25 protein-coding genes are annotated in these 25,095 nt (G+C 43.9%); 1 reads left to right on the top strand and 24 read right to left on the bottom strand.

Annotated elements, in window-relative coordinates; genetic code table 11:
* Positions 1-48: 48 nt before the first annotated feature.
* Together L7E55_RS10805 and L7E55_RS10800 are read right to left on the bottom strand one after the other, a co-directional pair.
* Positions 49-660 carry a hypothetical protein gene (locus tag L7E55_RS10805; protein ID WP_277444242.1) on the bottom strand — a complete coding sequence of 204 codons (612 nt, stop codon included), beginning with the start codon at positions 658-660 and terminating at the stop codon, positions 49-51.
* Between the two features lie 25 nt (positions 661-685).
* Complete coding sequence (locus L7E55_RS10800; RefSeq protein ID WP_277444241.1) at positions 686-916, bottom strand: hypothetical protein; 231 nt, start codon at positions 914-916, stop codon at positions 686-688.
* Positions 917-1,182: 266 nt separating this feature from the next.
* Here L7E55_RS10800 and L7E55_RS10795 point away from each other — a divergent pair, with 266 nt between their 5' ends.
* Positions 1,183-2,298, top strand: coding sequence for a 4Fe-4S dicluster domain-containing protein (locus L7E55_RS10795; protein WP_277444240.1), 1,116 nt, complete (start codon positions 1,183-1,185; stop codon positions 2,296-2,298).
* Here the strand turns inward: L7E55_RS10795 and L7E55_RS10790 are convergent.
* The 22 genes from L7E55_RS10790 to L7E55_RS10685 form a co-directional block, all read right to left on the bottom strand.
* Positions 2,295-3,263, bottom strand: a complete 969-nt coding sequence (locus tag L7E55_RS10790) for a tetratricopeptide repeat protein (RefSeq protein ID WP_277444239.1) — start codon at positions 3,261-3,263, stop codon at positions 2,295-2,297. The genes L7E55_RS10795 and L7E55_RS10790 overlap by 4 nt on opposite strands.
* A gap of 108 nt (positions 3,264-3,371) precedes the next feature.
* A complete protein-coding gene (locus L7E55_RS10785) occupies positions 3,372-4,556 on the bottom strand; it encodes a metallophosphoesterase (RefSeq protein ID WP_277444238.1) in 1,185 nt (394 codons plus the stop codon).
* A gap of 33 nt (positions 4,557-4,589) precedes the next feature.
* Positions 4,590-5,300 carry a response regulator transcription factor gene (locus L7E55_RS10780; RefSeq protein ID WP_277444237.1) on the bottom strand — a complete coding sequence of 237 codons (711 nt, stop codon included), beginning with the start codon at positions 5,298-5,300 and terminating at the stop codon, positions 4,590-4,592.
* Between the two features lie 18 nt (positions 5,301-5,318).
* The gene (locus L7E55_RS10775) at positions 5,319-6,434 is read right to left on the bottom strand and encodes a HAMP domain-containing sensor histidine kinase (RefSeq protein WP_277444236.1); all 1,116 of its coding nucleotides are present in this window, start codon (positions 6,432-6,434) and stop codon (positions 5,319-5,321) included.
* A gap of 169 nt (positions 6,435-6,603) precedes the next feature.
* On the bottom strand, positions 6,604-7,737 hold the full coding sequence (locus L7E55_RS10770) for an ATP-binding protein (protein WP_277444235.1): 1,134 nt from the start codon (positions 7,735-7,737) through the stop codon (positions 6,604-6,606).
* A 568-nt stretch (positions 7,738-8,305) separates the two neighbouring features.
* The gene (locus L7E55_RS10765) at positions 8,306-8,437 is read right to left on the bottom strand and encodes a cyclic lactone autoinducer peptide (protein WP_277444234.1); all 132 of its coding nucleotides are present in this window, start codon (positions 8,435-8,437) and stop codon (positions 8,306-8,308) included.
* 535 nt (positions 8,438-8,972) lie between these two features.
* Positions 8,973-9,320 (bottom strand): type II toxin-antitoxin system PemK/MazF family toxin, encoded by a 348-nt coding sequence (locus L7E55_RS10760; protein WP_277444233.1) that lies wholly within the window; start codon positions 9,318-9,320, stop codon positions 8,973-8,975.
* Positions 9,320-9,568, bottom strand: a complete 249-nt coding sequence (locus tag L7E55_RS10755) for a toxin-antitoxin system protein (protein ID WP_277444232.1) — start codon at positions 9,566-9,568, stop codon at positions 9,320-9,322. Before L7E55_RS10755 ends, L7E55_RS10760 begins: the two co-directional genes overlap by 1 nt.
* Before the next feature lie 250 nt (positions 9,569-9,818).
* The gene (locus L7E55_RS10750) at positions 9,819-10,091 is read right to left on the bottom strand and encodes a 4Fe-4S dicluster domain-containing protein (protein ID WP_277444231.1); all 273 of its coding nucleotides are present in this window, start codon (positions 10,089-10,091) and stop codon (positions 9,819-9,821) included.
* A 47-nt stretch (positions 10,092-10,138) separates the two neighbouring features.
* A complete protein-coding gene (locus L7E55_RS10745; RefSeq protein WP_277444230.1) occupies positions 10,139-10,468 on the bottom strand; it encodes a hypothetical protein in 330 nt (109 codons plus the stop codon).
* Positions 10,469-10,529: 61 nt separating this feature from the next.
* Positions 10,530-11,390, bottom strand: a complete 861-nt coding sequence (locus L7E55_RS10740) for a DUF5655 domain-containing protein (protein ID WP_277444229.1) — start codon at positions 11,388-11,390, stop codon at positions 10,530-10,532.
* A gap of 20 nt (positions 11,391-11,410) precedes the next feature.
* Positions 11,411-12,124, bottom strand: a complete 714-nt coding sequence (locus tag L7E55_RS10735; protein WP_277444227.1) for a M48 family metallopeptidase — start codon at positions 12,122-12,124, stop codon at positions 11,411-11,413.
* On the bottom strand, positions 12,121-15,324 hold the full coding sequence (locus tag L7E55_RS10730; protein WP_277444225.1) for a type I restriction endonuclease subunit R: 3,204 nt from the start codon (positions 15,322-15,324) through the stop codon (positions 12,121-12,123). The genes L7E55_RS10735 and L7E55_RS10730 overlap by 4 nt, the downstream gene beginning before the upstream one ends.
* 111 nt (positions 15,325-15,435) lie before the next feature.
* A complete protein-coding gene (locus tag L7E55_RS10725) occupies positions 15,436-16,653 on the bottom strand; it encodes a restriction endonuclease subunit S (protein ID WP_277444224.1) in 1,218 nt (405 codons plus the stop codon).
* 103 nt (positions 16,654-16,756) lie between these two features.
* Complete coding sequence (locus L7E55_RS10720; protein ID WP_277444222.1) at positions 16,757-18,271, bottom strand: type I restriction-modification system subunit M; 1,515 nt, start codon at positions 18,269-18,271, stop codon at positions 16,757-16,759.
* 186 nt (positions 18,272-18,457) lie between these two features.
* Positions 18,458-18,892, bottom strand: coding sequence for a restriction endonuclease subunit S domain-containing protein (locus L7E55_RS10715; RefSeq protein WP_277444220.1), 435 nt, complete (start codon positions 18,890-18,892; stop codon positions 18,458-18,460).
* Positions 18,893-19,179: 287 nt separating this feature from the next.
* On the bottom strand, positions 19,180-19,761 hold the full coding sequence (locus L7E55_RS10710) for a putative immunity protein (RefSeq protein ID WP_277444218.1): 582 nt from the start codon (positions 19,759-19,761) through the stop codon (positions 19,180-19,182).
* A gap of 206 nt (positions 19,762-19,967) precedes the next feature.
* The gene (locus tag L7E55_RS10705; protein WP_277444217.1) at positions 19,968-22,136 is read right to left on the bottom strand and encodes an ATP-binding protein; all 2,169 of its coding nucleotides are present in this window, start codon (positions 22,134-22,136) and stop codon (positions 19,968-19,970) included.
* Positions 22,133-23,632, bottom strand: a complete 1,500-nt coding sequence (locus L7E55_RS10700) for an SIR2 family protein (protein ID WP_277444216.1) — start codon at positions 23,630-23,632, stop codon at positions 22,133-22,135. Before L7E55_RS10700 ends, L7E55_RS10705 begins: the two co-directional genes overlap by 4 nt.
* A gap of 251 nt (positions 23,633-23,883) precedes the next feature.
* Entirely contained in the window at positions 23,884-24,087 is a 204-nt protein-coding gene (locus L7E55_RS10695; protein ID WP_277444214.1) for a type II toxin-antitoxin system Phd/YefM family antitoxin, read from the bottom strand.
* Complete coding sequence (locus L7E55_RS10690) at positions 24,084-24,590, bottom strand: hypothetical protein (protein WP_277444213.1); 507 nt, start codon at positions 24,588-24,590, stop codon at positions 24,084-24,086. Before L7E55_RS10690 ends, L7E55_RS10695 begins: the two co-directional genes overlap by 4 nt.
* Positions 24,539-25,012 (bottom strand): hypothetical protein, encoded by a 474-nt coding sequence (locus L7E55_RS10685; protein WP_277444211.1) that lies wholly within the window; start codon positions 25,010-25,012, stop codon positions 24,539-24,541. The genes L7E55_RS10690 and L7E55_RS10685 overlap by 52 nt, the downstream gene beginning before the upstream one ends.
* Between the last annotated feature and the right edge of the window lie 83 nt (positions 25,013-25,095).

The raw sequence follows: 25,095 nt of genomic DNA, 5'->3' as shown, positions 1-25,095 counted from the left end.
TTCATATTAACTTTACCTTTTAGACGTTAGATATGAAATAAAGGTTCATCAATCTTTTCCGTTTTTCCCTTCTGCCAGTTCTTTTGTCATCTTTAACATTTCAAGCCGTATCCAGCCACTAAAAGGCCTTATAACCAACCAGTAAATACGGAACAAAAATTTTGCCCGGCAACCAAGGCATAAGACCCTTGTTTCCGTTGATAATGTTACCGTATCGCCGGTGTTTTGTTGTAAATAAAAATTCCAGGCAGCTTTACAGTAACCTGTTTGGTTAAAATGAATAAAATCATTCGCTCCCGATAATTGGACTATACCGCTGGTCGGCTGCCAAAACTTGCCTATAAATCCCATCACCATTTCCTGATTGCTAACATCTTCAAGAGAAATAAAACCTGACTTCCTGGTCATTTCTTCGATCGTAAGTTTTATCGGTGACTGGTATACCGATTTTTCACGTGGATTTAAAAGGCTATAAATACCGCGTATCTTAATAAGGTTCTTGATAATTTTTGATTTGCCCATATCTAAATTCTGAATAGCCTCAAATATCTTTTCCGGTGACGACTTAACAACAATTTTATGTTTTTCGGCAAAATCATATTCCGGCAGATAATTGTTTAGTTTCCTGCTATTTGCCATCCCGCTTGCTTCAAGCATCATTTTCAGACCACCCCCAAGCCCCAACTTATTCTAATTTAATACCGCGCGACTTGACTGGATGTTTTTCGATGCATGCTTCCGCTTCCCTAAGCGCTTGCTTTAAAAAACCCCGTAAAGCCAGGCGCATCTGTTTTTTCGCTTCGAGCAGCGGTTCACGCGCTTCTTCCGGCATTTTTTCAACGACTTTCCTTTCCAACAGCCGGTGAAGCTTTTGCAGGTCTTTCATCAGGCAATCTGAACATTCACTATTTTTCAATTTTCACACCAAGTTGATACAGCTTTCAAAAGTGGTTGGCCAACCAAGCTTCTTCTTATTTATTAAATACGCTCTAAAAAATTTTTTTAGGGGGGGTTAATTTTTTCCGTTATTTATTTGTGCAGTAATTTCTTGAGATTTAGTAAAATTAATCTATAATGGAAATGATTATATTCATTATAATTTAATCTCTTTTTAATCGTGCTCCGGAGGATTATCAAAATTGAAAGAGAATTGTTAATTAACTTTTCAAGGGGGAAATCCTGATGGGACATATTGTAAATGCCAAAGAAGAGGTTTACCTGGCGCTGGCCGAACGTTTGAATAAGAATCCGGTGGGAGCGCCCGTAAACGAGATATTGATGGAAATTCTCCACCGCCTATACACCGAGGGCGAAGCCATGGTGGGCAGTAAATTCCCCATGGTTCCCATAAGGCTGGATAAGATAGCCCGCATCACCGGAATGGAAGAAGAAACGCTAAAAAAAACACTGGTCAGTATGTCAGAAAAGGGGCTTGTGCAGGAACTGCCCATGAAGAGAGGCACCTACTATATGCTAACCCCGATGGTGGTAGGATTTTTTGAGTTTACCTTCATGCGGGTGAGAGACGAGATAAATATGAAGGAACTGGCGGAACTGTTCGAAAACTATTTTCGAAGGCCTGAAGTGGGGAAAGAGTTCACCGGCGCCGCCACCAAGTTGATGAGGACTCTGGTATACGAAAATCTGATACCGGCTATAGTGGAAACAGAGGTTTTAAGCTACGAAAAGGCTTCTGAAATCATCCGCCAGTCCGGCGGCGGAGCGCTGTCCTTGTGTACATGCCGCCACAAGGCAAGCCATCTCGACAGGACTTGTAACGCCGGCGCGCCTATGGAGACGTGCACCACCATGGGTGACACTGCAAACTGGCTTGTGCGCCGGGGTATGGCTGAGCCGGCCACTGTGGACGAACTGCTGCGGGTGCTTGACCAAACAGAAAAGCTGGGGTTAGTCCATCTATGTGATAATGTGCTAAACCAGCCGTCTTACCTCTGCCACTGCTGCGGCTGCTGCTGCGAGGCTCTGCGTCCCGTCAGGAAGTATGGAAAATCGTTCGCGCACCCCAGTAATTTTATCCCGGCTCTGGACCGGGATAGCTGCCCCGCGTGCGGCACCTGCGCCGATAAATGCCAGATTAAAGCCATTACCATGCGCGATGACGGCAACGAGGGTGAAGTGCCGGTAGTTAATAAAGAAATCTGTCTTGGCTGCGGCGCTTGCGCCTCCGCCTGTCCAAGCGGCGCGCTGACCATGTCCCGCAGGCCGGTTTTACACGTCCCCCCCAGGAATAAAACGGAGCTATTTACCCGCATCGCCAGGGAAAAGGGCAAAATCTAAATATAATCTTCTTCCGACATACTTGATACTTCTATTATCTGCCTCATAACACTCAATATGTCCTGTTTTAATTGGTTATCCCCAATCTCCTCACAAATTTTTAGTGATTGGGACCATAATTTAATAGCTTCTTCTCCATCTCTGTTTGTCATTAAAATTACTGCAATTGCGTGCAGCGTAGCCGCTTTGCCTTTAACGTCCCCAATTGATTCCCTGATAGCCAGGGTTTCTTTTAACAGTGCCACAGCACGCTCAAATTCTCCCCGCTGATCCAGCAGCCCGGCCAAATTATTCAATGTGGTTAACTTGCCTATAGTGTCCCCGATTGACTCCTCGATCGTCAGGGATTCTTCTAATAGTGCGATAGCGCGCTCAAATTCACCCCGCTGAGCCAGCAGCCCGGCCAGATTATTCAACGTGTCAGCCTTGCCTTCAGCGTCCCCGATTGACTCCTCAATCGTAATGGACTCTTCCAATAGTGCGATGGCGCGCTCCTTTTCTCCGCGCTGCGACAGTAGCCCGGCTAGATTATTCAACGTGTCAGCCTTGCTTTTTTCGTCTCCGATTGACTCCTCGATTGTAAGGGACTCTTCCAATAATGCGATAGCGCGCTCGGATTCGCCGCGTTTCTCATGCAACCAGGCTATATTATTCAGCGTCACCGCCTTGCCTTTTACATCCCCGATTGACTCCTCGATCGCAAGTGACTCCTCCAATAGCGCGATAGCGCGCTCGTCTTCGCCGCGTTTTTCAAGCAACCAGGCTATATTACCCAACGTGGCCGCCTTGCCTTTCGCGTCTCCTATTGACTCTCTAATTGCCAGGGATTCTTCCAATAGTGCGACAGCGCGCTCGAATTCTCCGCGCTGCGCCAGCAAACCGGCCTCATTATTCAATATGTCAGCCTTGCCTTTTGCGTCCCCGACTGACTCATTAGCTACCGTTGGTTCTTCGTTAAATGCCATAGCTGTAAATACTCCTTTCAGTACAACCACGCTTACAGGTGGCCGTGTTTATCTCAATACTTCGATATTTTACGTTATAGTCCTTCACAAGTTGGCGGTATATATTTCTTATCGCAGAGAATACATGGGTTGTTCACTTACATTGTTGAAGTGAATGGTGATATCCACTATCTCCGGCGTGCTGCCTATGCGAATCGGCGGCCCCCAGGTGCCAAAGCCGCACGAAACAATAATCTGGAAGTCACCCTTACGCAGGTACCCCCAGTCCTCTTCGAATATTCTTTGGGTGATTAGATTAAATGGAAACAGCTGCCCGTGGTGAGTATGTCCCGAGAGCTGCAAATCCACACCCTGCTCCTGACCTTCCTCTAAATGAGACGGCTGGTGGTCCAACAAAATTACCGGCAGGGAGTGATCCACTCCCTCCATCAACGCGGATAACTCCTGGCGGCGCTTGCCATTGTAGCGTCCCCCGCTGCTTTCATCCCGCCCCACGATATAAAAGCTCCCGTCCACCTTCTTATAATCATCGCGCAGCACCGTTATCCCGGCTTCCTGCAAGTGGTGAAAAGCTTCTTCAGCGTGTCCACCGATATATTCGTGATTGCCGAACACAGCAAAAGTACCGTACTTTGGTTTTAACATACGTAATACGTCAGGCATTTTTTGCTCGATAAAAGGGCCGATATTTTCGTCGATGATATCTCCAGGAAGCAAAACCAGATCAGGATTTTTACTATTGATCATGTTTACCAGTGTCATGAGCCTGCCGTTATTAACGATCTTTCCCAGATGGATATCAGATACCATAATCACATGCAACTGGCTCAAACTCCCTGCCGGCTTCGCAATATCAATATCATAATAACGAAACTGCGGGTTCCTAGAATTCCATGCTCCGTAAATAACAATGCCTACTACCAGTAAAACAACAGCCAGCCCGGCGGCTACCGGACGCTGTTTCAGGCCCTCCGGCAAAAAGCCGAGCCAGCGGTCAGCCAAACGGATCAGGTCGACTGCAATCAAAGTAAAAAACAAGTAATTTATAGCGGCCAGCCAGTACGAACCGGCGATGGTAAAGCCGTCGCAGACTGCGGCGGGCAAATACCTTTCGCCTAACCTGCCGGCGAGATATGAAAAGGCCAGTAAGAAGAATAAAAACCAGTATATTTTCCCGTAACCGTCAGGAATCAGCCTGCCGAAAGCCTGCCATCCGCGCAGCCCGATATAATAATTAACCGTCCCGTAGATCGCAATGAAAACACCAATAAAAATTGCAAACTGTAATTTCATGCAATACTCCCCAAAAATATAGCTCGATTAATATTATTCCCGCATTAGAGGTCCCGGCAAGCTTGCCAGCCTGTATCCGGTTCCCCAAAGCGTTTCAATAAACTCCGGGTTTGACGGGTCTTTTTCAATCTTTTTTCTTATTTTTTGAATATGCACGGCCACAGTAGCCGTATCCCCATAGTTGTCGTCCCCCCAGATGGCGGTCAGGAGATGCTCTTTGGAAAACACCATGTTCGGATGAGAAGCGAGAAACAGCAGAAGCTCGTATTCCTTCGCGGTCATTTGCACTTCCCTGCCGTTGACGGATACCTGGTGAGACGCCGTATTGATTTCCAGCCCCCCGTGAGTGATCACTTCAGTGGACATTGCGTTGCCCTTGAGCCGCTCATATCTTTTGATATGGGACTTGATCCTGGCCACTAGTTCCCCGGGGCTGAACGGTTTGGTCAAATAATCGTCGGCTCCGTACTCCAGTCCCCTGATTTTATTGATATCCTCACCCTTGGCCGAAACAACCACCAACGGGACATCCAGCCTTTCCCGAACTTCTTTAATTATCTCATATCCGTCCTTGCCGGGCAGCATCAGATCAACAATGATAACATCATAGTTACCCGTAAGCGCCCTTTTCAGCCCCTGGGCTCCATCCTGGACGATGTCGGCCTTGAACCCGTTCAACTGGAGATAGTCCCTTTCCAACTCGGCAATATTAAGATCATCCTCAATGATCAAAATGTGTTTCATCGCAGCCCCCTTCCCAGCTCAACCGGCGAGCGGAAGCGTGATTGTAAAGCATGTGCCCTTGCCTTCCTCGCTCGCAGCTGTGATTTTCCCCCCGTGGGCTTCCACCAGTTCCCTGGCGATGGCCAGCCCAAGGCCGGTGCTCGATAGATCCTTTGTGCGCTCATTATCAATCCGGTAAAACCTTTCGAAAATATGCGGGAGTTTATCCGCGGGGATTCCCGGCCCGTTGTCGCTAAGCTCAATACAGGCGGAATCACCCTGTTTCGACAATACGGCTTTAATAACCAGACCTTCTTCCGGCCCGTATTTTAAAGCATTACTGATGATATTCCTGATAGCCTGGTGCATTCTCTTGCCGTCCAGGCGAACCGGCAAAACCTGCTCCGTCCTGTCTGTGTATTCAAGCCGCACCTGTCTTTCCTCAAGCTCAAACCTGAATTCCTCCATCAGGTCAGCCATAAAAGCCCCAATCGGCACACTGGCAAACTGAAAGCTCAACTTCTGCATATCCAGCTTGGAAAAAAGGAAAAGGTCATCTATCAGTCTGTTTACATAAATAATATTCCGGTGGATTATCTGCAAGTATTTATCTTTGTTTTCCGGTGGCACGTCCCCGTCCAGGATAGCCTCGACATAACCCTGCAAGGAGGTGATGGGCGTCTTCAGGTCATGGGATATGTTGACAATCAGCGCCTTTCTGTTTTCCTCGTATTCAGACTTGATTCTCTCGCTTTCCCCCAACTTACGCGCCATTTCATTGAAAGAAGTAACCAGCAGGCCGATTTCATTTCTCATATGACATTCTACCCTGACGTCATAATTGCCCCGCGCAATCTCCTCCACCCCGTTTTTCAAATCCTCAATCGGCTTAAAAACTCTCTTTTGCAGGCGCAGGAGAAACAATACCTGCATTACTTCTCTAACGATCAGCAGCGCCGCGATAAAGAGCACGATCCCCTTGATATCCGCCATCTTAAACAATAAATACAAGATCAGCAAGTTGAACAGCAAAGCAAACGGTTGAAAATATTTCACGGATTTGTGCATCCGGTGGAATTCCCGGTGATACATCCGGTGGCGCTCAAATTTTTCAAAGAAGTCACAGCACTCTTCAGGCCTTCTCAAATCAATCACCCACCGCCCTCGTTTCATAGCCTTACTTCATTATATACCAGAACAGCAAAAAACCCTGAAATTTTAAATCCCCAACTTCCCCTCTCATATTTTCTTAGCCGGAACCGGCCCCATAAAAAGAAAAAGCCCCGGCTGGGCACTTGGCCGGTAGCGGGGTGAAGCAAAATATTTAACCTGGGTTACTAATATTCCCATTAAAACGAACATAAAATGTAGTGCCTCCCAACCCGGTCTTAATATCAATTCTAGCGTTATGCCTGGATGCAATACTATAACATACCGACAAACCTAAACCCGTTCCACTGTCTTTAGTAGTGAAAAAGGGAGTGCCAATTTTTTCTAGTACCTCAGGCTCTATTCCTTTGCCCTGATCCTGAACGGCTATGATCACCTCGTCTCCATCTGTAAAAGTTTTAATTGTCAGGTTCCCACCAGAAGACATTGCTTCCAGCCCGTTGCGAACAAGGTTTAAGATCATTTGACGTATTTCTTTTTCATTAAGGAATAAATCGGGAATCTCTCCAAGCTCCTTCACTATATTTTTATCAGTAATCAGCGCGTCCGCAGTAATCAAGGGGAAAAGGTTATTAATAATTGAATTCAAGTTTTGTTCTTTTAATTCAACTGCCCTGTTTCTCGCTAACGATAAATATTCAGTTATAATAGAATTTGCCCGGTCCAGTTCGGATATCATAAGGTCAAAGTGTTCTCTATCCTGAACATATTTGTCTTTTATCCTAAGAAGTTGTAGAAAACCTTTTATGGTAGTCATTGGGTTTCTTATTTCATGGCCGATTCCCGCGGCCATTTCCCCCACCAGATTCATCCGGTCAAGACGCGCTATTTCCAGATCCATTGTTTTCCGATGGGTTACATCTTCGGCCATTTTAATAAAATGGGTGATGATCCCTTTTGTATTCTTAAATGGCGATATAGACATGCTTTCCCAATAATATTCGCCATCTTTTTTCGTGTTGAATAATTCTTCGCTCCATTCATTGCCTGAATTTACTGTATCAAGTATTTCCTTATATTTCTCTGTAGAACTGCCATATTGCTGTTCAAACATATTCTTGCCAATCACTTCTTTTGGAAGGTAACCTGTTACCCCGGTAAACTTCCTGTTAACATATTCGATATTTCCCATGGTATCGGTAATCACAGCGATACTGGGACTTTGTTCAAGCGCGCTGGACAATTTCCGATACTGCTCTTCAGCACGTTCCCGCATGGCTATCTCTTCTTTAAGTTTCTGCAAATTTGTTTTCAGCTGTTTCCGGTGCTGAGCTTCAATATCCCTCAACCCTCCGATTAACCAACCGACTATATAAATTATCATTATAAGAATCAGGTTAGATTCCAACGCGTTGGGTATCAGAGAACTTTTTCTTGAGATTATATTATAAAAAACTAGGAATACAGTGCTCACTGTGGCAGCAATTAAACCCGCGGTTCTACCAATGCTTGAGGCGGTAATTATAATCGGCAGTATTAGAATCGCGTAAATATAAGGAACCTTATCTCCAATTACATATACGGTAAATATTGCCACCAGGAATGAAGCCATTATGTAAGTCAAATCTATCAATGTTAAAGATTCTGGGTTCTTTGATAGCAGGATTTTTTTAGAGTTATACAACAAAACAGCCACAAATCCTATTAAACATACCACAGCAAAAAACTTAAAATTAATTAAAGGATAATAATTTTTATAAGGAATGACATCATTGCTAAGAATCAAAGCGCATACTGCAACGATAATACATAGTATATGGGCAGTGGTAACATATTCATACAATTCCGTCTTTCTGCTTATGTTGTAGTTCATCATATCACCCCACATGTTAAGGGGTGGAAATTCCACCCCTAGTTTACTTCCTCAGTGACGCCGGTACTTCCGGTTGGTAGGAGCACCATATGCAAGCTGAAGCCGATGCGACGTTCGCTAGGAGCAGCAATAACGCGGTTGTTAAAAGAAAAACTTTGCAAACTAATCTTTTCATTTTAATCACCTCCCTTTATTGGATTTCCTAAATGCAACTCATATTTTCCACGCATCATTTTTAGATGTCATAAACCGCGGAATTATTAAAGCGGCAAAGGCGCTATCATATAGCCCAATATTTACAAGGAAAACTCAAGTACCGTTCGTTAAAGGAAAAAGCACTGATAAATGCTTTATTAAACAAGTAAAATTCACCCTTGACACATTTTCAATTATCTTAAAATACCTTCGTTATTTTTAGAATTTTAATTTATATGGCACAACGCTCAACGATACAACCTATTACCATTTTTTTATATACCTTCATCTTTCCAAAACATATGGAAAAATCATACTATAATAACATTAAATAGACAATAATAATTTAGGAACATTAATAATGCCAAGCAACCAGTCCTTTTTTGATGGAAAATATGCTAGTTTTATTATATCTTAACAATATCTTCTATTAATGACTCCAAAAAAATAAGCCCGCCTGCTGTAGGCGGGTGGACTTGCTCAAATAAACCTGATAACCTAAGCCGTAGTATACCTTACAGGTTTAATAGTATACGAACCCTGTCCTCAACTGCTGCCATAGTTAGTGAAGAGACTTTACCTACCTGTGATATAAGCCTCTCTTTTGAGATGGACCTTATATCTTCGCACTTAATAAAACTTTTTTCTTTCAAACCCCCTTCTGGCGGGAAAATCTCCGTATGAAAAGGTATCCCTTTACCTTTAGTTGTAATCGGAAGGACAACTACAAGCCCTGCAGGACCATTGTTAAATAAATCTACTGAGACAATAAGGGCGGGCCTTTTACCCGCTTGTTCGTGCCCACGGACAGGGTTAAGGTCTATAAACCAAACTTCGCCACGGGTAGGTTGTTTACCGTCCATTAATTATCTCCCTTTATTCCGTCTTCCAAAGTAATCTCCCAAGCCTTACGTTCCGCAATTTCTTCCTGCCAGGCTTCAGTATTTTCTTTCAAAGCTGCAAATGCTTCATTCGCTTTTTGTAAAAAGCACTTTCTCCGGTATTCTTCAACGGCCTTGTCGAGGACTGCTTGCATTGGCTCACCCGCTTGTGCGGCGATTTGCCGTAGTATTTGCCAAGACGCTTGACTAATTCTGACTGTGGCAGACATGATAAACAGACCCCCAAATTTATTTTTATTTAAGTATACATTATTGTATACATATCTGTCAACAAGGCCTTTTGCCTATAAACCTGCCAACTCTTTTACAACGGGGCCCTTATCACTTGTTCCACCCGCCGCCAACTTACCCGGTAAAAAATATACCTATCCTTCATTCCAGGAGTAGGTATATTTTTCTCAATAACTTATCAGAAGATAAAGCTTTTATACTGGAAAAGAAAAATCGGTGATTAACCGATCAACCTTTGAACGGGTCCTCCGTCCTTTTAAAAGCCACAATAGCCCCTTCCGGGCACGCTTTTTCACAAGCCCGGCAGCCGGTGCAATCCTCTGGGTTGATAATGCGCGCGTGCCGGTGAAAAAAGAAATCAATCTTTCCCATCACGCCCTTTGGACACGCGGCTACACATTTCCAGCAGGCCTTACACAGCCTGGTATTTAGCGCAATATAAGCGGTCGTATTCCGTTTGACGCCATGCCTGTGAGAACGATTACGATGCCGCCTTCTCATTTTCCATGCCCTCCGTACCTGCAATGAACCGGCGGCTTATACCCCGCTCACCAGGCAAGGCGCAACTCCGCCTGCAGATTCATGTCGTGTGGATTATTGAGATCATCTTTTTGCGTACCTTCAACAGCTAACGTAATTTTTTCCACTTCCTTGTCCTTGTTGATAAGGATATTCAATTCTCCCTTTAATATTTCCACGTTGGAAAATTCTTTGCATAGATGCTGATGCCCGTGTTTTTCATGGTGCATTTTCTTTTCAAGCAGCTTTTCATGACACATTTTTTTCATCTCTTCGGGGATATCATTAAAATCCAGGGAAAGCACAGCGCTTTTGTCCTCCTGTTCCTTCACCTTGAGGCTGTTTAAAACACTCAACATACACGCCAGCTTTGACAACTTCCCTTTCTTTGCCAATAAAGGTTTGGCACGTTCAATGTCATCATCGGATATATATGGTAATTTCTAAATCTCCTGTTCCCCAGTGACCGATATTTCTAACATCACGTGTAAATCCTTTTATTAAATTAACAGTATCCGGATTAACCTTGATATAAACATATATCTTCCCAGCTTGAGGGCTAAATTCAATGCAGGCAAAGTTCCTTATGCGTTTGAAAGCAATATAATTCTTGAGTACCTTTATTTGGACATCATCGCCAAGTGCCAGCAAGAAAGCCTTTAGCGCTTCGTAGCGGTCTCTTATTATTTCGTTTGCTTGGGCCAAATAATAAGTGATGGTTTTCTCTGTCTTATTCTTCTTTTCTGGTTGTCCCCCATCCTCAGAAAAAATCTGCGATGTAACAGCATTTACCAGTTCAAACATTATTAAGTCACTACCATAGTGCCTATACCGAATCAATTCAATATTCCGGTTTATTTGCTGTACAGCATGCCCATCGTATTTAGTAAAATCACCGGCAATGCATAAAAGCCGTGGATTTGACCATTCTATAGCGTCCGCTATTTTTTCACCAAGGAGTTTAAGTGCAATCAAGGTAAACTCCGCTTTATAGTCCATTAGCCAATCCAGGTAAAAAAGTCCTTGGTTAATCACATTTTCGTTTAATGCCCTTTTATATTCGATAATAACTGGACAATTATTCTCATCGATTCCCAGTGTATCTATACGGCCGCCGTGTGTTTTGCCAGTTGAATATTCCGAGGCAAGAAATCGTACCCCCAGGAAAGATTCCAAATGTTTTTCAATAAGTGTTTGAAGCGATTTTTCCACAGCAACAGACTTTCCTTCTAGTTCATATACATTTTGACCATCTATACGGAACAACTTGACGTCACTCAATACTTGTCTCTCCCTTCATCTTATACCAATGCCAGTTCCATTTTATGCTTTCGCTTTTCCCAATCGGGCATTATCTTTTCCAATAATTGATAAAAAGCTGGACTATGGTCGTGGTATTGCAAGTGGCACAATTCATGAGTAACGACATAATCAATGCATTCCTTGGGCGCACGTATCAAATCCGCGTTCAACGTGAGCGTCCCGTTCTTAGACAAGCTCCCCCAGCGCTTTTTCATCCGCCGGATCCGGATTCTTGGCTTAGACAAGAAGTGCTTTCCAAAATGAGGCCAGCAACGCTCGAAGCTCTCACCGAATTTATCCGCGGCCTTTTCCAAGTACCAATCTTCAAGCAGCTTTTTAACCTTTTCATATGCGGGATTCTCTTTGACGGTAACACGGAAATAGCCTTTAGTTAGCTTTATCTCATCCTTATCACCGGTGACTATCTTCAGCCGGTATTGTCTGCCCAGATACAGGTGCGTTTCCCCGCCGATATATTGTCTTTGAGGCGTTCTCGGATTAAACTGCGCAAAATAATCCAGTTGCCTCTTTATCCAACGGGCACGTTTAACAATTATCTTCCGCACTTCTTCGTATTCCGTCCCGAGCGGCGCTTTAATCACTACGCTGCCATCCGGATGGACCGCAATTTCCAGGGTTTTTCTGTCGACATAGAAAACGCGGTAACTAATATCCTTTTTGCCATAAGTTAATATGCCGCTATTTAAACTCATTTCAGGCTCCTGTGCTTGGCCACCTGCATTGTTCGCTCAATAATCCCGTCCATCTGGTCAAGGCTGATTGCGATACCCATATTCCCTTTGACCTCATCATATAAATAGTCGTCGATATCGTTAATAGCCCGTTTCTGGGCATCATCATCGTCCCAGAACTGAACCTTCCAATGACGGCTCAATATTTCCTGAACAGCCAAAGCCACATCAGCAGTTATTTCCTGGCATGCACTATCTTCAAGATGATCTTGCTCAAAAAATGGCTTGAGCACGCCGTAGTAAGCCATAGCATCTTCGTTCCCAGCCAGTTTGACGGGAATATCATCATGATGTTTATTAACAATTTTATTCCGCATATCGGAAACTTTCTTCAGGTATTCCAGGTCGGAAATACGTTTTGCCCGGAAATCCTCAATGGCCTGCTGAATCAGCTTTGAAAACTTTTCATAAAATGCCGGGTCCTCACCCATCTTTTCGGTAATAACCCGCTTGGTCGCGTGTGCGATGGCATCCGCTTTGGCCGCCGTTGTTTTGCATGCTATATATATGCCCTGCTCTTCCTTCACCTGATTGAACATTTTGTCGTCAAAAATATTCACCGGCTCATTCAATTGAATGACTTCATTGGCCTGAATGTGCGTGTCAAGCAATTTTTTAATCTTGGGCTCATAATCCCGGTAGTCGATAGTTTCAGCGTAACGGAGCTTAACGGCTGCTTTAAGATTCTGAAACCGCTTCAAGTCAGCCTTGTACCGGCGCAGTTTCGCCTCATCGGTATTCATAATGAAAGATTCGGCCGACAAGGCGATCCCCAATGTTTTGCCGTACTCCGCCAGCCGCTGATAGAAATCCTCTCTGACGGCGACATCGGACAGGAGAACCTCGTAATCTTCCTCATCATAACTGTTTTTGACTTCCTTGAAAAGATCCCAGAGATCGGAGTATCGTTGAGGAAGCTTCTCTACCTCCGCGTTAACTGAGGTCAGGGTGCCGGCCAAATCATTCTCGTCGAATTCTTCAAGCGCGCCATACATGGTGAGGGCTTTATCCAGTTCGCCCAGGATACTCGCATAGTCCACGATGTAACCAAACTCTTTGCCTTCATAAAGCCGGTTCACTCTGGCTATGGCCTGCAGCAGTGCGTGTTCGCGTAAAATGCGGCATAAGTAAATAACCGCGTTGCGCGGAGCGTCAAATCCGGTTAACAATTTGTCGACCACAATCAGAATTTCCGGCTCCGTCCCATGTTTGAATTGATTGATAATTTGCTTGGTGTATTCCTCTTCGCTGCCGTATCGCTTCATCATTTTCTGCCAGAACTTGACCACCTCGTCCGCCGGCTCGTCATCTGTCTCCTCATAGCCTTCACGGGTATCCGGCGGGGAAATGACCACATCGGACGACACAAAACCAATTTCATTGAGATACTGGTGATACCTCAACGCGGCAGCCTTATTCGGCCCGACCAGTTGAGCCTTGAATCCCGTTCCCTGCCAGTTGGCACGGAAGTGCTCGCTGATATCAAAAGCGCGCATGTAAACGACCTGATCCGCCTTGTTCAGCATCTCGGCCCGGGCATATTTCCTTTTCAGGTCCGCCTTCTGTTCTTTGGTCAGCCCTTGCGTATGCCGGTCAAACCATAGGTCAATAGCGGCTTTGTTCTGTTCCATCTCCACATGGCGGCCTTCATATAATAAAGGAACGACCGCCCCGTCTTGCACCGCCTGGTTTATGGAATAGTGCGGTTCGACTAAACCGCCGAATTTTGCGAAGCTGTTCTTTTCCTTCTTCATCAAAGGCGTGCCGGTAAAGCCGAGGTAACAGGCGTTCGGAAACATCTGCCGCATGCGTGCCGAGAATGAGCCGAAATTTGTACGGTGACTTTCGTCAATCAGCATAAAAATGTCGGTAGACTCATCCTGATATTTTTTGATATTCATAGCTTTGTCGAACTTGTGAATCAAGGTCGTGATAATGCCCGCTTTGCGTTCCGAAACCAAATCCAACAGATTCCTTCCCGATGTCGCCCGGTGCGGCTCCAGGCCGCAGGCGGCAAAGGTGTTACCCAACTGTTTATCCAAGTCGTCACGGTCAGTCACCAACACGATTCGCGGGTTGGCGATATCCGGATCCAGGGCAAGATTTCTCGTCAGCATTACCATGGTCAACGATTTGCCGGAACCTTGAGTATGCCAGATTATTCCACCCCTGCGCCTGCCCTGGCCGTCCGGCTGCTTGACACGTTCCAGGGTGGACTTAATGACGAAAAATTGCTGATAACGGGCAATCTTTTTGATTCCGCCGTCAAAAACAGTAAATTTGAAAGCCATCTCCAACAGGCGCTCCGGACGGCATAAGCTGTAGAGCGCCTTGTCCTGCTCCGTAACCAGACGTTGGCCTTCAGCCTCCAGAGAATCGAAAAATGGGCGCGCAACAGCGAATTCGCCACTAAAAAGCTGTCTTTTTTGCTTGTCTGAAAGGGCGGAATTGACCATTCCGGCAACGTTCGCCTCTTTATCGCGCTGCTCTTTCCACACGCTCCAGAATTTAGCGGGTGTTCCGGCAGTGGCGTATTGCGCGGCATTTTTATTGATCCCCATTACCAGTTGCGTGTAGACAAATAACTTAGGGATGTATTCGTCGCTCTGATTACGGATGGACTGGGAGACAGCCTGTTCAATTTCGACATTGGGCGATTTGCACTCAATTACGGCAAGTGGAATACCGTTGACAAAGAGAACGATATCGGGACGAACAGTTTCCGTACTGCGGGAACGCTCCACTCTGAACTCCGCGGTTGCGTGAAACTTGTTGTTCTCCCAGTTGCGCCAGTCGACGTACTTCAAATTAAAGCTTTTTGAATCACCTTCAATGGTCTGTTCCAGAGCCGTGCCCAAGGTGATCAGATCGTATATCGCCTCATTGGTCTTCAGCAGGCCGTCATATTTGACATTCTTTAATTTCTGAATGGCCGAATGGATATTTTCCTCGCTGAATAGATATTTGCGCCCTTTGTAGCTGATGCTGTTGATCCGCTTGAGCTGGTCTCGCAGAATGCCCTCCAGCAGCACATTGCCGTATCTGCCCCGGCGCTCTTTCAAAGCCTGTGCGGGGGTTAGATATTCAAACCCCAGATTCATCAGGACCTGAAGCGCCGGGATCTGGGAAAGGTATTTTTCATTAAACTGAAATCCGTTCATTTGCTCACCTCCATGAACAGAATCATGTATCACGTCTTATGTACTCAAAACGCGAATACGCCGCGAATACAATCGTATTTGATAACTCCATATTCTAAAAAGTATCACCGCTCATGATTCGATACCCTCACCGGTTTTTACCCGCCACTTACCAGTCAGCAGTTTCTGCATCAAGCCGCGTTTTTGTCTCCGGTAGGAGTCCAAGAGTATTCGTTGTAATTGCAGTTCTTTCTCAGCAATCCGTAGTATTTCAGCAATTCCTTTCTGTTCTTCAATTGAAGGTAGCAAAATAGGTGACTCATTGAGATAATCCATGTCAAGATTCCTACGGACAATACTCGCACCCTGCACTGACGAGTTGATCAACATTCTCGTCATTAATGGACTACGTACAAAAAAACGTATATATTCAACATTTACAGTGGAATTAATAATTCGGAAAACTTTGTAAGCCGGTGAAACAATTCCGACATCACAGATAGTCTGAAAATCTATAGACCCCATCCAAAAGTTCAGCCCGCTCATGACAAGTGTGCCACGTTCGGCAATAAGGTACTTGCTTTTGTCCTCGCTAGCGATTTCCTTATTAAAATAGTCACTCTGATGGACAATCCCGTTCCTGGTAACAGATAAAACATCTAGATTTTCATTGTGCTCATTCACAATTTTATACTGTTGGAAAACTTCTCCAAACGTAACATTGTTCCATTTTTTAGGTGTTCTATTTATTCGTAGTTTTCCAGTTAAACATTTAAACAACAGCCAATGAAATTGCTTCTCTTTTGCCGTAATCAAACGCTCGATCTTCTCGATGGCTTCTTGCCATAACTTAAGTATTCCAGCAATCTTTTTCTGCTCAGTAATAGGCGGTAATGGAACTAATAGATTTTCAAGTACACCTTTGTTAATTTTAACCATACTTCCACTAGTTCCTGAAGCAGAGCGCTGAAAATGAAGTGTAGCATCGAACCCTTTTAAATAGTGTTCAAGAAACTCTGGAAAAACCTTGGAAGAATCTATTCTAAACCTCATCATCAAGTCAGGGTAAGAACAATTCTCAATTTCACCTTTAAACAAGGCAGATCGACCTACTTTATCTAAAGTATTAGAACGGCTTACAAGAAAATCTCCTGACCTTAACAAAAAATTGTCAACTTTTTCATCATTTAAAGGTGCTGGTTTCTTTTCATTTATATCTAGCGATGTTCCGTTTAACGCCCCAAGCCCAAGAATCCATTTCCCATTTGGCGCTTCAGGACAAACAGGGGAATAACCGTTCTGTATTGGCTGTGATAAGATTTTCTTCAACTTTATTTTTTCCCAAGTCATACTCCTACCCCCAAATTAGCAAAAAGAAGAAGCATTAAACCAACATTTTTCATGTTTTTCTTAGTTTCAAAACGTTTGAATGATTCTTTTTCTACTTTTTAGTTCATCTCACTATCTCTTTGAGCATCTCCGCCATCTTGGTACGCAAATTAGTTAACTCATGTTCCAACTGTTCAATCTCTCGTTGCACGGCATCAATGTCAATTTCCTCTTCTTCCTCAAAAGTGTCAACATATCGTGGAATATTGAGGTTGAAATCGTTCTCCATAATTTCCTCAAAGGTAGCTACATAAGCATACTTATCTACATTCTTACGGGCTCTATAGACATCCACGATCTTTCGAATATGTTCATCTGAAAGGGCATTCCGGTTTTTACCCGGCAGGTAATCCCGGCTGGCGTCAATAAAAAGCACATCCTTGCGGTTCTCATTGGCTCCGCCTTTTTCCCGGCTGCGGTCAAAGACCAGAATGGCTACCGGGATGTTGGTGGTCGGGAAAAGATTCCCCGGCAGTCCAACAACGGCGTCCAGCAGATTTTCTTCAATCATGCTCTGCCGGATACGGCCTTCGGCAGCCCCACGGAAGAGAACGCCGTGCGGCACTACCACAGCCACGCGACCTTCCTTTATTAGCGCCGCCTCCACCATGTGGCTGATGAAGGCCCAGTCGCCTTTGCTCTTGGGCGGCACCCCGCGCCAGAAACGATTGAAACGGTCGTTTTCTGCTTCATCGGCACCCCATTTGTCCAGTGAGAACGGCGGGTTGGCGATTACAATGTTGAATTTCATTAGCCGGTCATTTTCCACCAGCGCCGGGCCGGTGAGCGTATTGCACCATTCGATGCGGGCGCCGTCCGCCCCATGCAGGAACATGTTCATACGGGCTAGCGCCCAGGTGCTTCCGTTCACCTCCATACCGAAGAGAGCGAAGTTTCGATCCTTCACTTCACGGGCCGCTTCAATCAAAAGGCCGCCGGAACCGCAGGCCGGGTCGCAAATGCGGTCTCCAGGCTTGGGACCGGCCAGCTTGGCCACCAACTCCGACACTTTATGTGGCGTATAGAACTCACCGGCTTTTTTACCGGAATCAGACGCAAAGCGTTCAATTAAGTAGATATATGTATTGCCGATGACATCCTCGGAAACCCGGCTGGGCCTCATATCAAGCTGCGGCTTGTGGAAATCCTCCAGCAGCATTTTGAGGCGGCGGTTGCGGTCCTTCGTTTTGCCGAGGTTGGCCTCGCTGTTGAAGTCGATATTGCGGAACACGCCTTCAAGCTTAGTCTTATTGGCCTCTTCAACAGCATCAAGAGCCTCGTTAATCAACTCACCAATATTGGCCTCGTTGCGTTGTTCATAGAGGTCATAGAAGCTTGCGCCTTTCGGCAAAACAAAGCGCTCACGCTCCAGCTTTCTACGAATACGAACGTCATCGTCGCCATATTGCTGGCGATACTCTTCGTAATGATCTCTCCATGCATCCGAGATATATTTCAAAAACAGCGTTACCAGTATGTAATCCTTGTACTGTGCGGGATCGACAACGCCACGGAAAGTGTCGCAGGCCGCCCACGCGGCATTGTTAATGTCCTTCTGATCGATTTTAACGGCTTCCATCTGCTTCAGTCTCCTTTTGCCAGTCTCATTAATGTCGATGAAATGTATTGCCTGCGCTTGCCTGCAATCTTTGTAATCAGACTCTGTTCTTCCTCCGCCAAAGAAGCTAGTCCCACAATCGTTCTCTGCCGCGCAACCGGGGGTACAAAACTTCAAGATTCTCCAATGCCTGTTTATTTATCATCTTCAGCGCGGTTCCTTCCGTACAGCTGCCAGAAAGGCTTGCGCCGGTTCCTGACTGATAAACCAGTTGAGATACTCAGGCATAACAAAATCACTCGTTACCCGAATCCGCAGAAGAGGGGCCGCAACAACTGCTTTTCCAGGATCATCGGTCAGTATGGTGGATGATGTAACTTGCCCGCGAGAACGAAAAAAAAGATCACCGGGTTTAACCAGATGATGGTCCTTGAGCTTTTCCATTTCAACGCGCACCAAGCCACTGCAATCCACACGGTTTTCAACTGTCAGATCTTTCATCTGGATCACAGCAAAGGCCCTGTACCCACCGCCTCCATCCGGGACCTGAATGAATAGCCCATTTGGATTGATGCTAACGACTTTAATTTCGTTCTCAAATTCCCACCCACAAAATTTTGCTGTAATATTCTTACGGACCAATATAATCCAAAGCCGCCTCATTGTAAATTATTTATTTCCGCTGTAATTATATTACTATTTTTTGTTGATGAAGATAGGGCAGTAATAGATTCCCTAAAAAAATAACAGTGGTATCATTTTATTTAACCGCTGGACTTTTACCTAATCATTATTAACGCAAAAAGTACGTAATCTAACCTGGGTTGGGATTTTATAGGATAATAATGGTACAACAAAAACTTCCCATTGATAGCCTAACTGGTATATGAAAAATGCGAACAAATATGATGATCATAATCTTTGCTGCTTTACTTTCGTTTTTCACTCAATAATCTTTCCTTGTTAGGACTGGTGTCATTCAATAAAAAGTCTATCCAAGCAATTTCAAGTTTATCGGTATATTCTTGCCAGTACAGGAGACGGTTATAGTAGTAGTTTATCTTTTCGCTGACTGGTTTTGGAAAGTTTTCTTTTCCGTATTTTAGGACTATTGCCGTCAATTCATAGATAGGCAACCCCAAAGCATGTGTTTTTACATGTATAGTAGCTCCAGCATGACCAATTGCGTGGCACAAAGCACCGTATTCACTGTCATCAATTTCTTTTGCCACTGCATGTGAATCTAAAATAGCTTGTTTCGCCATGGGCATTTTTATTTTGCCCCTTGCCCATGCCTCACAAAGCTCCAAACAGGTTCTGGATCTTCGTTCATCGGGATACTTTGCTTCAAATTGATCCAATGGCAGGTTTGCACAATCCAATGCCCACATCACAAAGGTTCTGTGATTTTGCAATCGAATTAGTTTTATCAATTCTTGTAAGCATTGACTGTCACGAGAAAACAAAATTTTATTTCTTTTCTTTAATTTGATCTCTACATCTGAAAACATAGTATTAATTCTTTCCCAAATTATAATTAATCTTTATTGCGCATTATTATACCAATTTTCCACCAAACATAGATATTGTAACTTCCTGTTATTAGCCTAACGGGTATGGATAATGGGAAGTGTTGTTTTTGTTATGTACTTATAACTTATCGAAGTTTCTTTCCCTTAATTCCAGGTATTTATCAATTGTAGTGTATATGTCCTTCCTAGAACGGAAGATCATCTGCTTCATCTTCATCAGCAGATGTTTCTATTCCTTCAGTATTCCGATTTAATTGCTGCCAATCATCAGCAATCGCTTTCCAGTCGGCAGTCCTTACCTTTTTGCCCGTCCAAATGTCCCAATAATCAGGATCATTCGACTGCGGTCGGTGTTCTTCCTTGAGATAATTCATCTGAACCATGACAGGAAGTTCTGAAGCCCAACCCAATAATATAGCATTACGCGAAGGAAGGGAAGGCAGTTCACGCAACAATCCGCGTAAATTATCTGGCACAAGCTTATGTACTAAATCCTGATCGCGGTCGTTGCTAATTCTATGAAGCAAAAAAGTATTGCATTGGGACAAGACAGTTGGAGATAGTTCACTTGGACGCTGGGATGAAAGTACAAGCCCCAATCCAAATTTACGTCCCTCACGAGCGATCTTTTCAAAAACTCGCGTACACATTGAGGATGCCGATGATTCTTCTGAATCATTCTGGTAGCGCTTGATAAACGTATGGGCTTCTTCCATCACTAATGTTGTTGGCAGAGTTTGTCCGCCATTTAGTTTTCTGTACCTTTGCAGTGCTTCAAGCACCATCCGCGCAATCACGGCAGTGATAATGTGAACAACCTCTGCCGGAACCAACGACAGATCAATTACAGTGACAGAACCTTCAGAAGAGTTGCTTTTGCAAATATAGTCTTCGAGCCACTTATTAAGTGTCATATCATCTGCATCAGATATTTCTCGAATTCTCCTGTCTGAAATCAAGGCTCTAATACGCATTACCAAGAAATCAATGAACTGAGATGTGTTTTCTTCAATCCCAAGCATTTGGATATAATCAGCGAACTCATTAACATTAAAATGGAGGGGAGTATCTTCACTTACGCCTTCTTCTTGATAAATGATTCCACCAATTTTGCTTATAAGGGTTTCGATTGGGCCAACTACAGTTTGAATATCATTATTCTCAAACGGGGTATAATACTCTACCGTTTCGCCGCTCTTCCTTTCTACAAACGATTTATATCTATTTTGACAAGAGTCATTAACCGCTATGATAATAGCCTTGATCTCTTTATTGTATTTAGGGAAAACCGCAAGTCTATTTGACAGATCAGAGGATAATGTTTTTAAGTAGTATCCGAACTTTGTTGCATCTTCCTTTATAGAATTATTGGCCATATCTCGACGCATTTTGACAATTTGATACGACAAATAACGGCGCAGAGCTAGTAACTGTGTCTCTTCACCCGTATTCACAACAGTTGCACCCATCCTAATGTCACGCAGGGCTCTTCTTAATATGGGACGTTGTGTCTTTGCAGTGGCTTGTGTAAACGCACTCCATTCGGCACTATTCCAGAACCACAGAGGTATTTTGAGTTGCTCTACTTGTTTAATGCCTTGTTCTTCATTTGGCTCAACAGCTTCAACTGCAAATAATCGTACTTTATCAAGACCTGAGAACGCATGTGAATACTCACCATTTGGGTCAAGGATGATGAATCTAGTATTGATTGGACTTTTAGTGTTCTGCCTCTCTTGTTTTGCCGCTTCAATAGACCAACGAATTACACCAGCAACAGAGCATGACTTTCCACTACCTGTATTTCCCAATATTGCTAAGTGCCGTCCAAATAGTCGGTCGGGATCTATTGAAACCACTGCATTCCCTGCAAGGGGGCTTATTCCGATATTAACACGGCGATTTCCGCTTGATTCTACTATCGCTTTTAACTGGGTTTGCGATGGCAACAATACAGGGTCGCCAACAGTAGGGTAAAGTTCAACACCTCTAGAGAAAGAGTATTTAGGTTCCCCCTTAGGGACCTTCCCATTTTCCCTTAAAACCCCTAATGGGTTCAAGCTCATTTTCCGAAGTGGGTAGGGAAGGTCAATAACTCCAAAGTCTTGCATGCCTTTTCGCTTTGGGTATTGTGAACGCTCTATAGTAATCCATTCAATTTGAGCCACAAGAAATCCACTTTCGCTTGGGATGAGTATATAACTGTTTATTCTCGGAAAAGGACGTGGTATGCCGGTATTCAAAGCAACATCGTTTGGGGCTTCAATGTCTAGCAAGACTTTCACTTCATCCGGGGATACAAAATCGACGCTTCCAATACGAACTGAGTCAGCTTGGGCAAGTGGTGTAATCATGATACTGAAGCACTTCCTTCACTATCATCCTTATTATCTTGTGTTTGGATAGGTTTATTGGCACTATATCGCTGCTTAAGAAGTTCACTCATCCTGATGGTCGCACGATCAATTGACGGTTTTGGTAGAAAGTTATTCGTAAGTATTTCAATATCAGCTAAGTCGGACCCTATCAACAGGCTTATTTGTGAAGGCCGGCCAATTTCTTCATAATTTTTTATAATGCGCCCAAGGACGTCTTCATATGCAATTATTACCAGATGTGTTGATGGTATAGTGAGCATATCACGAATAATACGGTTAATATGATCATCTCCGAAGCTGTATCCATATGTAACCAGGGTGCTGTTTGGACGACATAGGGCAGCTGAAAAATCTCGGAACAACTCAACATAGGGATATTCCGCAGTTTCTCGGTCTTTCGACGCATTTGGGAATATCATAATCTTCGTGCAATCAACACCATGTAAGCCGGGAGCCTCAAGGTAAGGAGCTATTTCCTTCGCACCAAACGGCAACCCAATTCTGCGAATATCGTTTCCGGATTCTACCCAGTCAATAGAGCCATGTAGTTTTGTAAACCTTGCTACCCCCTCTAAATAACGTGGCTCTCCTCTTATTCCAGGAGGATTATAGTGCATATCAATATCAAGCCTAGATGAACGGAAGATTGGTGATAGGCTTCCAATAAACCTATCAAGCAGGTGCAATCCTGCCAATTCAGCTCCTGCCTCTATCACTCTGTCATAGTTTGTTGTGAAAATTTGCAGACGATCGCGCGTTCCTGTACGGCTTGCAAAGCTCATCAAGAACATCACAAGATTGTTAAACGCCTTTGTCCTGCTATCCTCGTCAGCTTCTGCAATACACTTTTCAATTTCAGAAATATTAGATATAAAACCGTTTAGCAGTGTTTCCTTCATATTCTTCAATTTTGTTGAGTTGTCTGTATCTCCGATTATCTCCAAACCGCGAAGCAAATCGTTAATTACTCTGAAATAGTCTTCTATATTTCCTGCTCCTCGGTTGTTTTTTTTCGCATCTCTTTTTACGGCAGTGTAAATCATCTCGGAATACGCAAATTCTTTGTCCATCTCCGGTATTCCCATTCCGTTTTGTGGTGCTTCTGTTGAATCGGATGTTATGTCATTCGAGGATTCCTCAGTATGTACCTCTTTAGTGGGTAACTGCTCTGAATCTTTACATTCTTTCGAATCGGAGTTTTCAACAGGTTGCTTTGCTTTTTTTTCTGCCAAGACCTGGATTGCTGTAGATAAACCACTCCCAATTAACAACGATAAGTGTTCTGATTGGAACAATGAAGTCAGCCAAGGCTCAATTCTCCCACGCAGATCAGTTATAGATAATTCCTCTCCAGAAAACCAATTTGGTTTTGGGCAACCTTCATCGATCATGTATTTTTGCTCTTCAATAGGCTTAAAATAAATTGGTTCATGGTCATCCCGAACTTTCAAGATGTTTATAATGTCTGGCATAGAAATCCTCCTATTCGTTATAGCAACAGTGCGAAAAACAATAATAACCTTAAAATTGGCTTTCTACTGTTATTATTGAGCTTCCAATTATAGACATCATCAACATTAGAATATCCCTTAAGATCCCCCATAACAATAAGCATGACATCTCCATGGTGAGTTTGTCCAGAAGAAACAATTTCGGCTTAGCCACCAGTACCCAGCCCATTGCGAGCATTTGCTGATGATCTCCGGAAAGAGTGCTACCTAACTCAATAAGATAAAAATTCATGCTGCGTTAAAATAATCGTCCGGCGGTTTTTCTTTAAGCTTTCAAGAATTTCCGGGGTATTGGCGCGGAATTCAGTTGCCGGCTGAATATCAGTGGAAAGACCTTTAAAAGATCTGCTACAATCTTTAAAAGGTCTTTCCGTCAGGAAACCGGGCGGATGAATGTAGCTTTTAGGCGCTCTCATCCAAATTCTCCCGGATTGTTATGCATGATCATCGACTTTTTCTTGCTAAGCTCATCATCCAGCTCCATATAATCGGTATCGTCATCGATATCCGTTATAAATTCTTTTTTTGCTTTTTTAGGGTGTGTTTCTGATAATTGGCTATACAGATATTCGGCGCTTAATCGTCCACTAACGCGGACTTCATTATACTCGCCATTTAACTCTTGCACCTTTTGATCCAAAAATGTTGTGCAGCCCTTTCCCCCACTGCATGGTGTGAACCATTGGTGAATCTCTACTAAGGCCAGAACATCATCCCCAAATTTTTTATCATCAGCCATATCTGTTTTCAATGGACCTTCCGCATCAGACATAAATTGTCGTTCTACATGTCCAACATCTTTTTTTCCTTCTTTGGGATCGTACGGACCATAAACTTTAGATTCTTTATAGTTTCCTTCTTTATCTATTACCGAATATCCCCCACTAGCTGGTTTACCCCCACATGTGTGGTGTGGCATGCATGAATGGGAACTTCATATTCTCCCCACGATGCTTTAAGATTTTCTCCCCAGAACCAAGGCAGCATATCTGGTATTTTAACTAATTTTCCCCGTTTCATTTGCGCTGTTTCCGCTCTGCTACCCATCACACCGGACTTATTTTCTAGCGCAGGTTCATCATTTACCGGCAGTTCCACCGCCTGTGCCGTCGCCTGAATTGGCGGACCGGCAGGCTGTTGCTGCAAATGAAATTTTAGCAGTTGAATAACCGCACTGTTGCCGATTGTTCTTTGAAGTTGCAGTATATTTTTTTGATTGCTTAAAAAGCCGGGGAGTAAGCCCCTTTGCTCAGTGTTGTGCTTAAAGGTTTTTGTTTTATCATGTTGTTTCCCGGAAATATCATGATTATTGCCGTTCGTTTTGGGTGCTTTAGTAAACATTAGCCCCCTCCATGAGAATAATTAATTCGAATAATTTGTCTAATTATGTCGAAGCACATAAAAACAACAACGACCGCCGTAAT

It is taken from the genome of Pelotomaculum isophthalicicum JI (assembly GCF_029478095.1).
GTDB classification, from domain to species: Bacteria; Bacillota; Desulfotomaculia; order Desulfotomaculales; family Pelotomaculaceae; genus Pelotomaculum_D; species Pelotomaculum_D isophthalicicum.
The sequence above is the reverse complement of the archived record's forward strand: the minus strand, read 5'-3'. Positions and strand labels throughout refer to the sequence as shown.

Excerpts from the sequence above, each read along its gene's own strand:
- L7E55_RS10790 (WP_277444239.1), bottom strand. The coding sequence starts at position 3,263 with ATGGCATTTAACGAAGAACCAACGGTAGCTAATGAGTCAGTCGGGGAC.
- L7E55_RS10725 (WP_277444224.1), bottom strand. The coding sequence starts at position 16,653 with ATGACTTGGGAAAAAATAAAGTTGAAGAAAATCTTATCACAGCCAATA.
- L7E55_RS10785 (WP_277444238.1), bottom strand. The coding sequence starts at position 4,556 with ATGAAATTACAGTTTGCAATTTTTATTGGTGTTTTCATTGCGATCTAC.
- L7E55_RS10695 (WP_277444214.1), bottom strand. The coding sequence starts at position 24,087 with ATGAGAGCGCCTAAAAGCTACATTCATCCGCCCGGTTTCCTGACGGAA.
- L7E55_RS10705 (WP_277444217.1), bottom strand. The coding sequence starts at position 22,136 with ATGATTACACCACTTGCCCAAGCTGACTCAGTTCGTATTGGAAGCGTC.
- L7E55_RS10700 (WP_277444216.1), bottom strand. The coding sequence starts at position 23,632 with ATGCCAGACATTATAAACATCTTGAAAGTTCGGGATGACCATGAACCA.
- L7E55_RS10720 (WP_277444222.1), bottom strand. The coding sequence starts at position 18,271 with ATGGAAGCCGTTAAAATCGATCAGAAGGACATTAACAATGCCGCGTGG.
- L7E55_RS10685 (WP_277444211.1), bottom strand. The coding sequence starts at position 25,012 with ATGTTTACTAAAGCACCCAAAACGAACGGCAATAATCATGATATTTCC.
- L7E55_RS10780 (WP_277444237.1), bottom strand. The coding sequence starts at position 5,300 with ATGAAACACATTTTGATCATTGAGGATGATCTTAATATTGCCGAGTTG.
- L7E55_RS10745 (WP_277444230.1), bottom strand. The coding sequence starts at position 10,468 with ATGTTGAGTGTTTTAAACAGCCTCAAGGTGAAGGAACAGGAGGACAAA.
- L7E55_RS10710 (WP_277444218.1), bottom strand. The coding sequence starts at position 19,761 with ATGTTTTCAGATGTAGAGATCAAATTAAAGAAAAGAAATAAAATTTTG.
- L7E55_RS10795 (WP_277444240.1), top strand. The coding sequence starts at position 1,183 with ATGGGACATATTGTAAATGCCAAAGAAGAGGTTTACCTGGCGCTGGCC.
- L7E55_RS10690 (WP_277444213.1), bottom strand. The coding sequence starts at position 24,590 with ATGCCACACCACACATGTGGGGGTAAACCAGCTAGTGGGGGATATTCG.
- L7E55_RS10730 (WP_277444225.1), bottom strand. The coding sequence starts at position 15,324 with ATGAACGGATTTCAGTTTAATGAAAAATACCTTTCCCAGATCCCGGCG.
- L7E55_RS10765 (WP_277444234.1), bottom strand. The coding sequence starts at position 8,437 with ATGAAAAGATTAGTTTGCAAAGTTTTTCTTTTAACAACCGCGTTATTG.
- L7E55_RS10760 (WP_277444233.1), bottom strand. The coding sequence starts at position 9,320 with ATGGACGGTAAACAACCTACCCGTGGCGAAGTTTGGTTTATAGACCTT.
- L7E55_RS10735 (WP_277444227.1), bottom strand. The coding sequence starts at position 12,124 with ATGAGTTTAAATAGCGGCATATTAACTTATGGCAAAAAGGATATTAGT.
- L7E55_RS10750 (WP_277444231.1), bottom strand. The coding sequence starts at position 10,091 with ATGAGAAGGCGGCATCGTAATCGTTCTCACAGGCATGGCGTCAAACGG.
- L7E55_RS10805 (WP_277444242.1), bottom strand. The coding sequence starts at position 660 with ATGATGCTTGAAGCAAGCGGGATGGCAAATAGCAGGAAACTAAACAAT.
- L7E55_RS10755 (WP_277444232.1), bottom strand. The coding sequence starts at position 9,568 with ATGTCTGCCACAGTCAGAATTAGTCAAGCGTCTTGGCAAATACTACGG.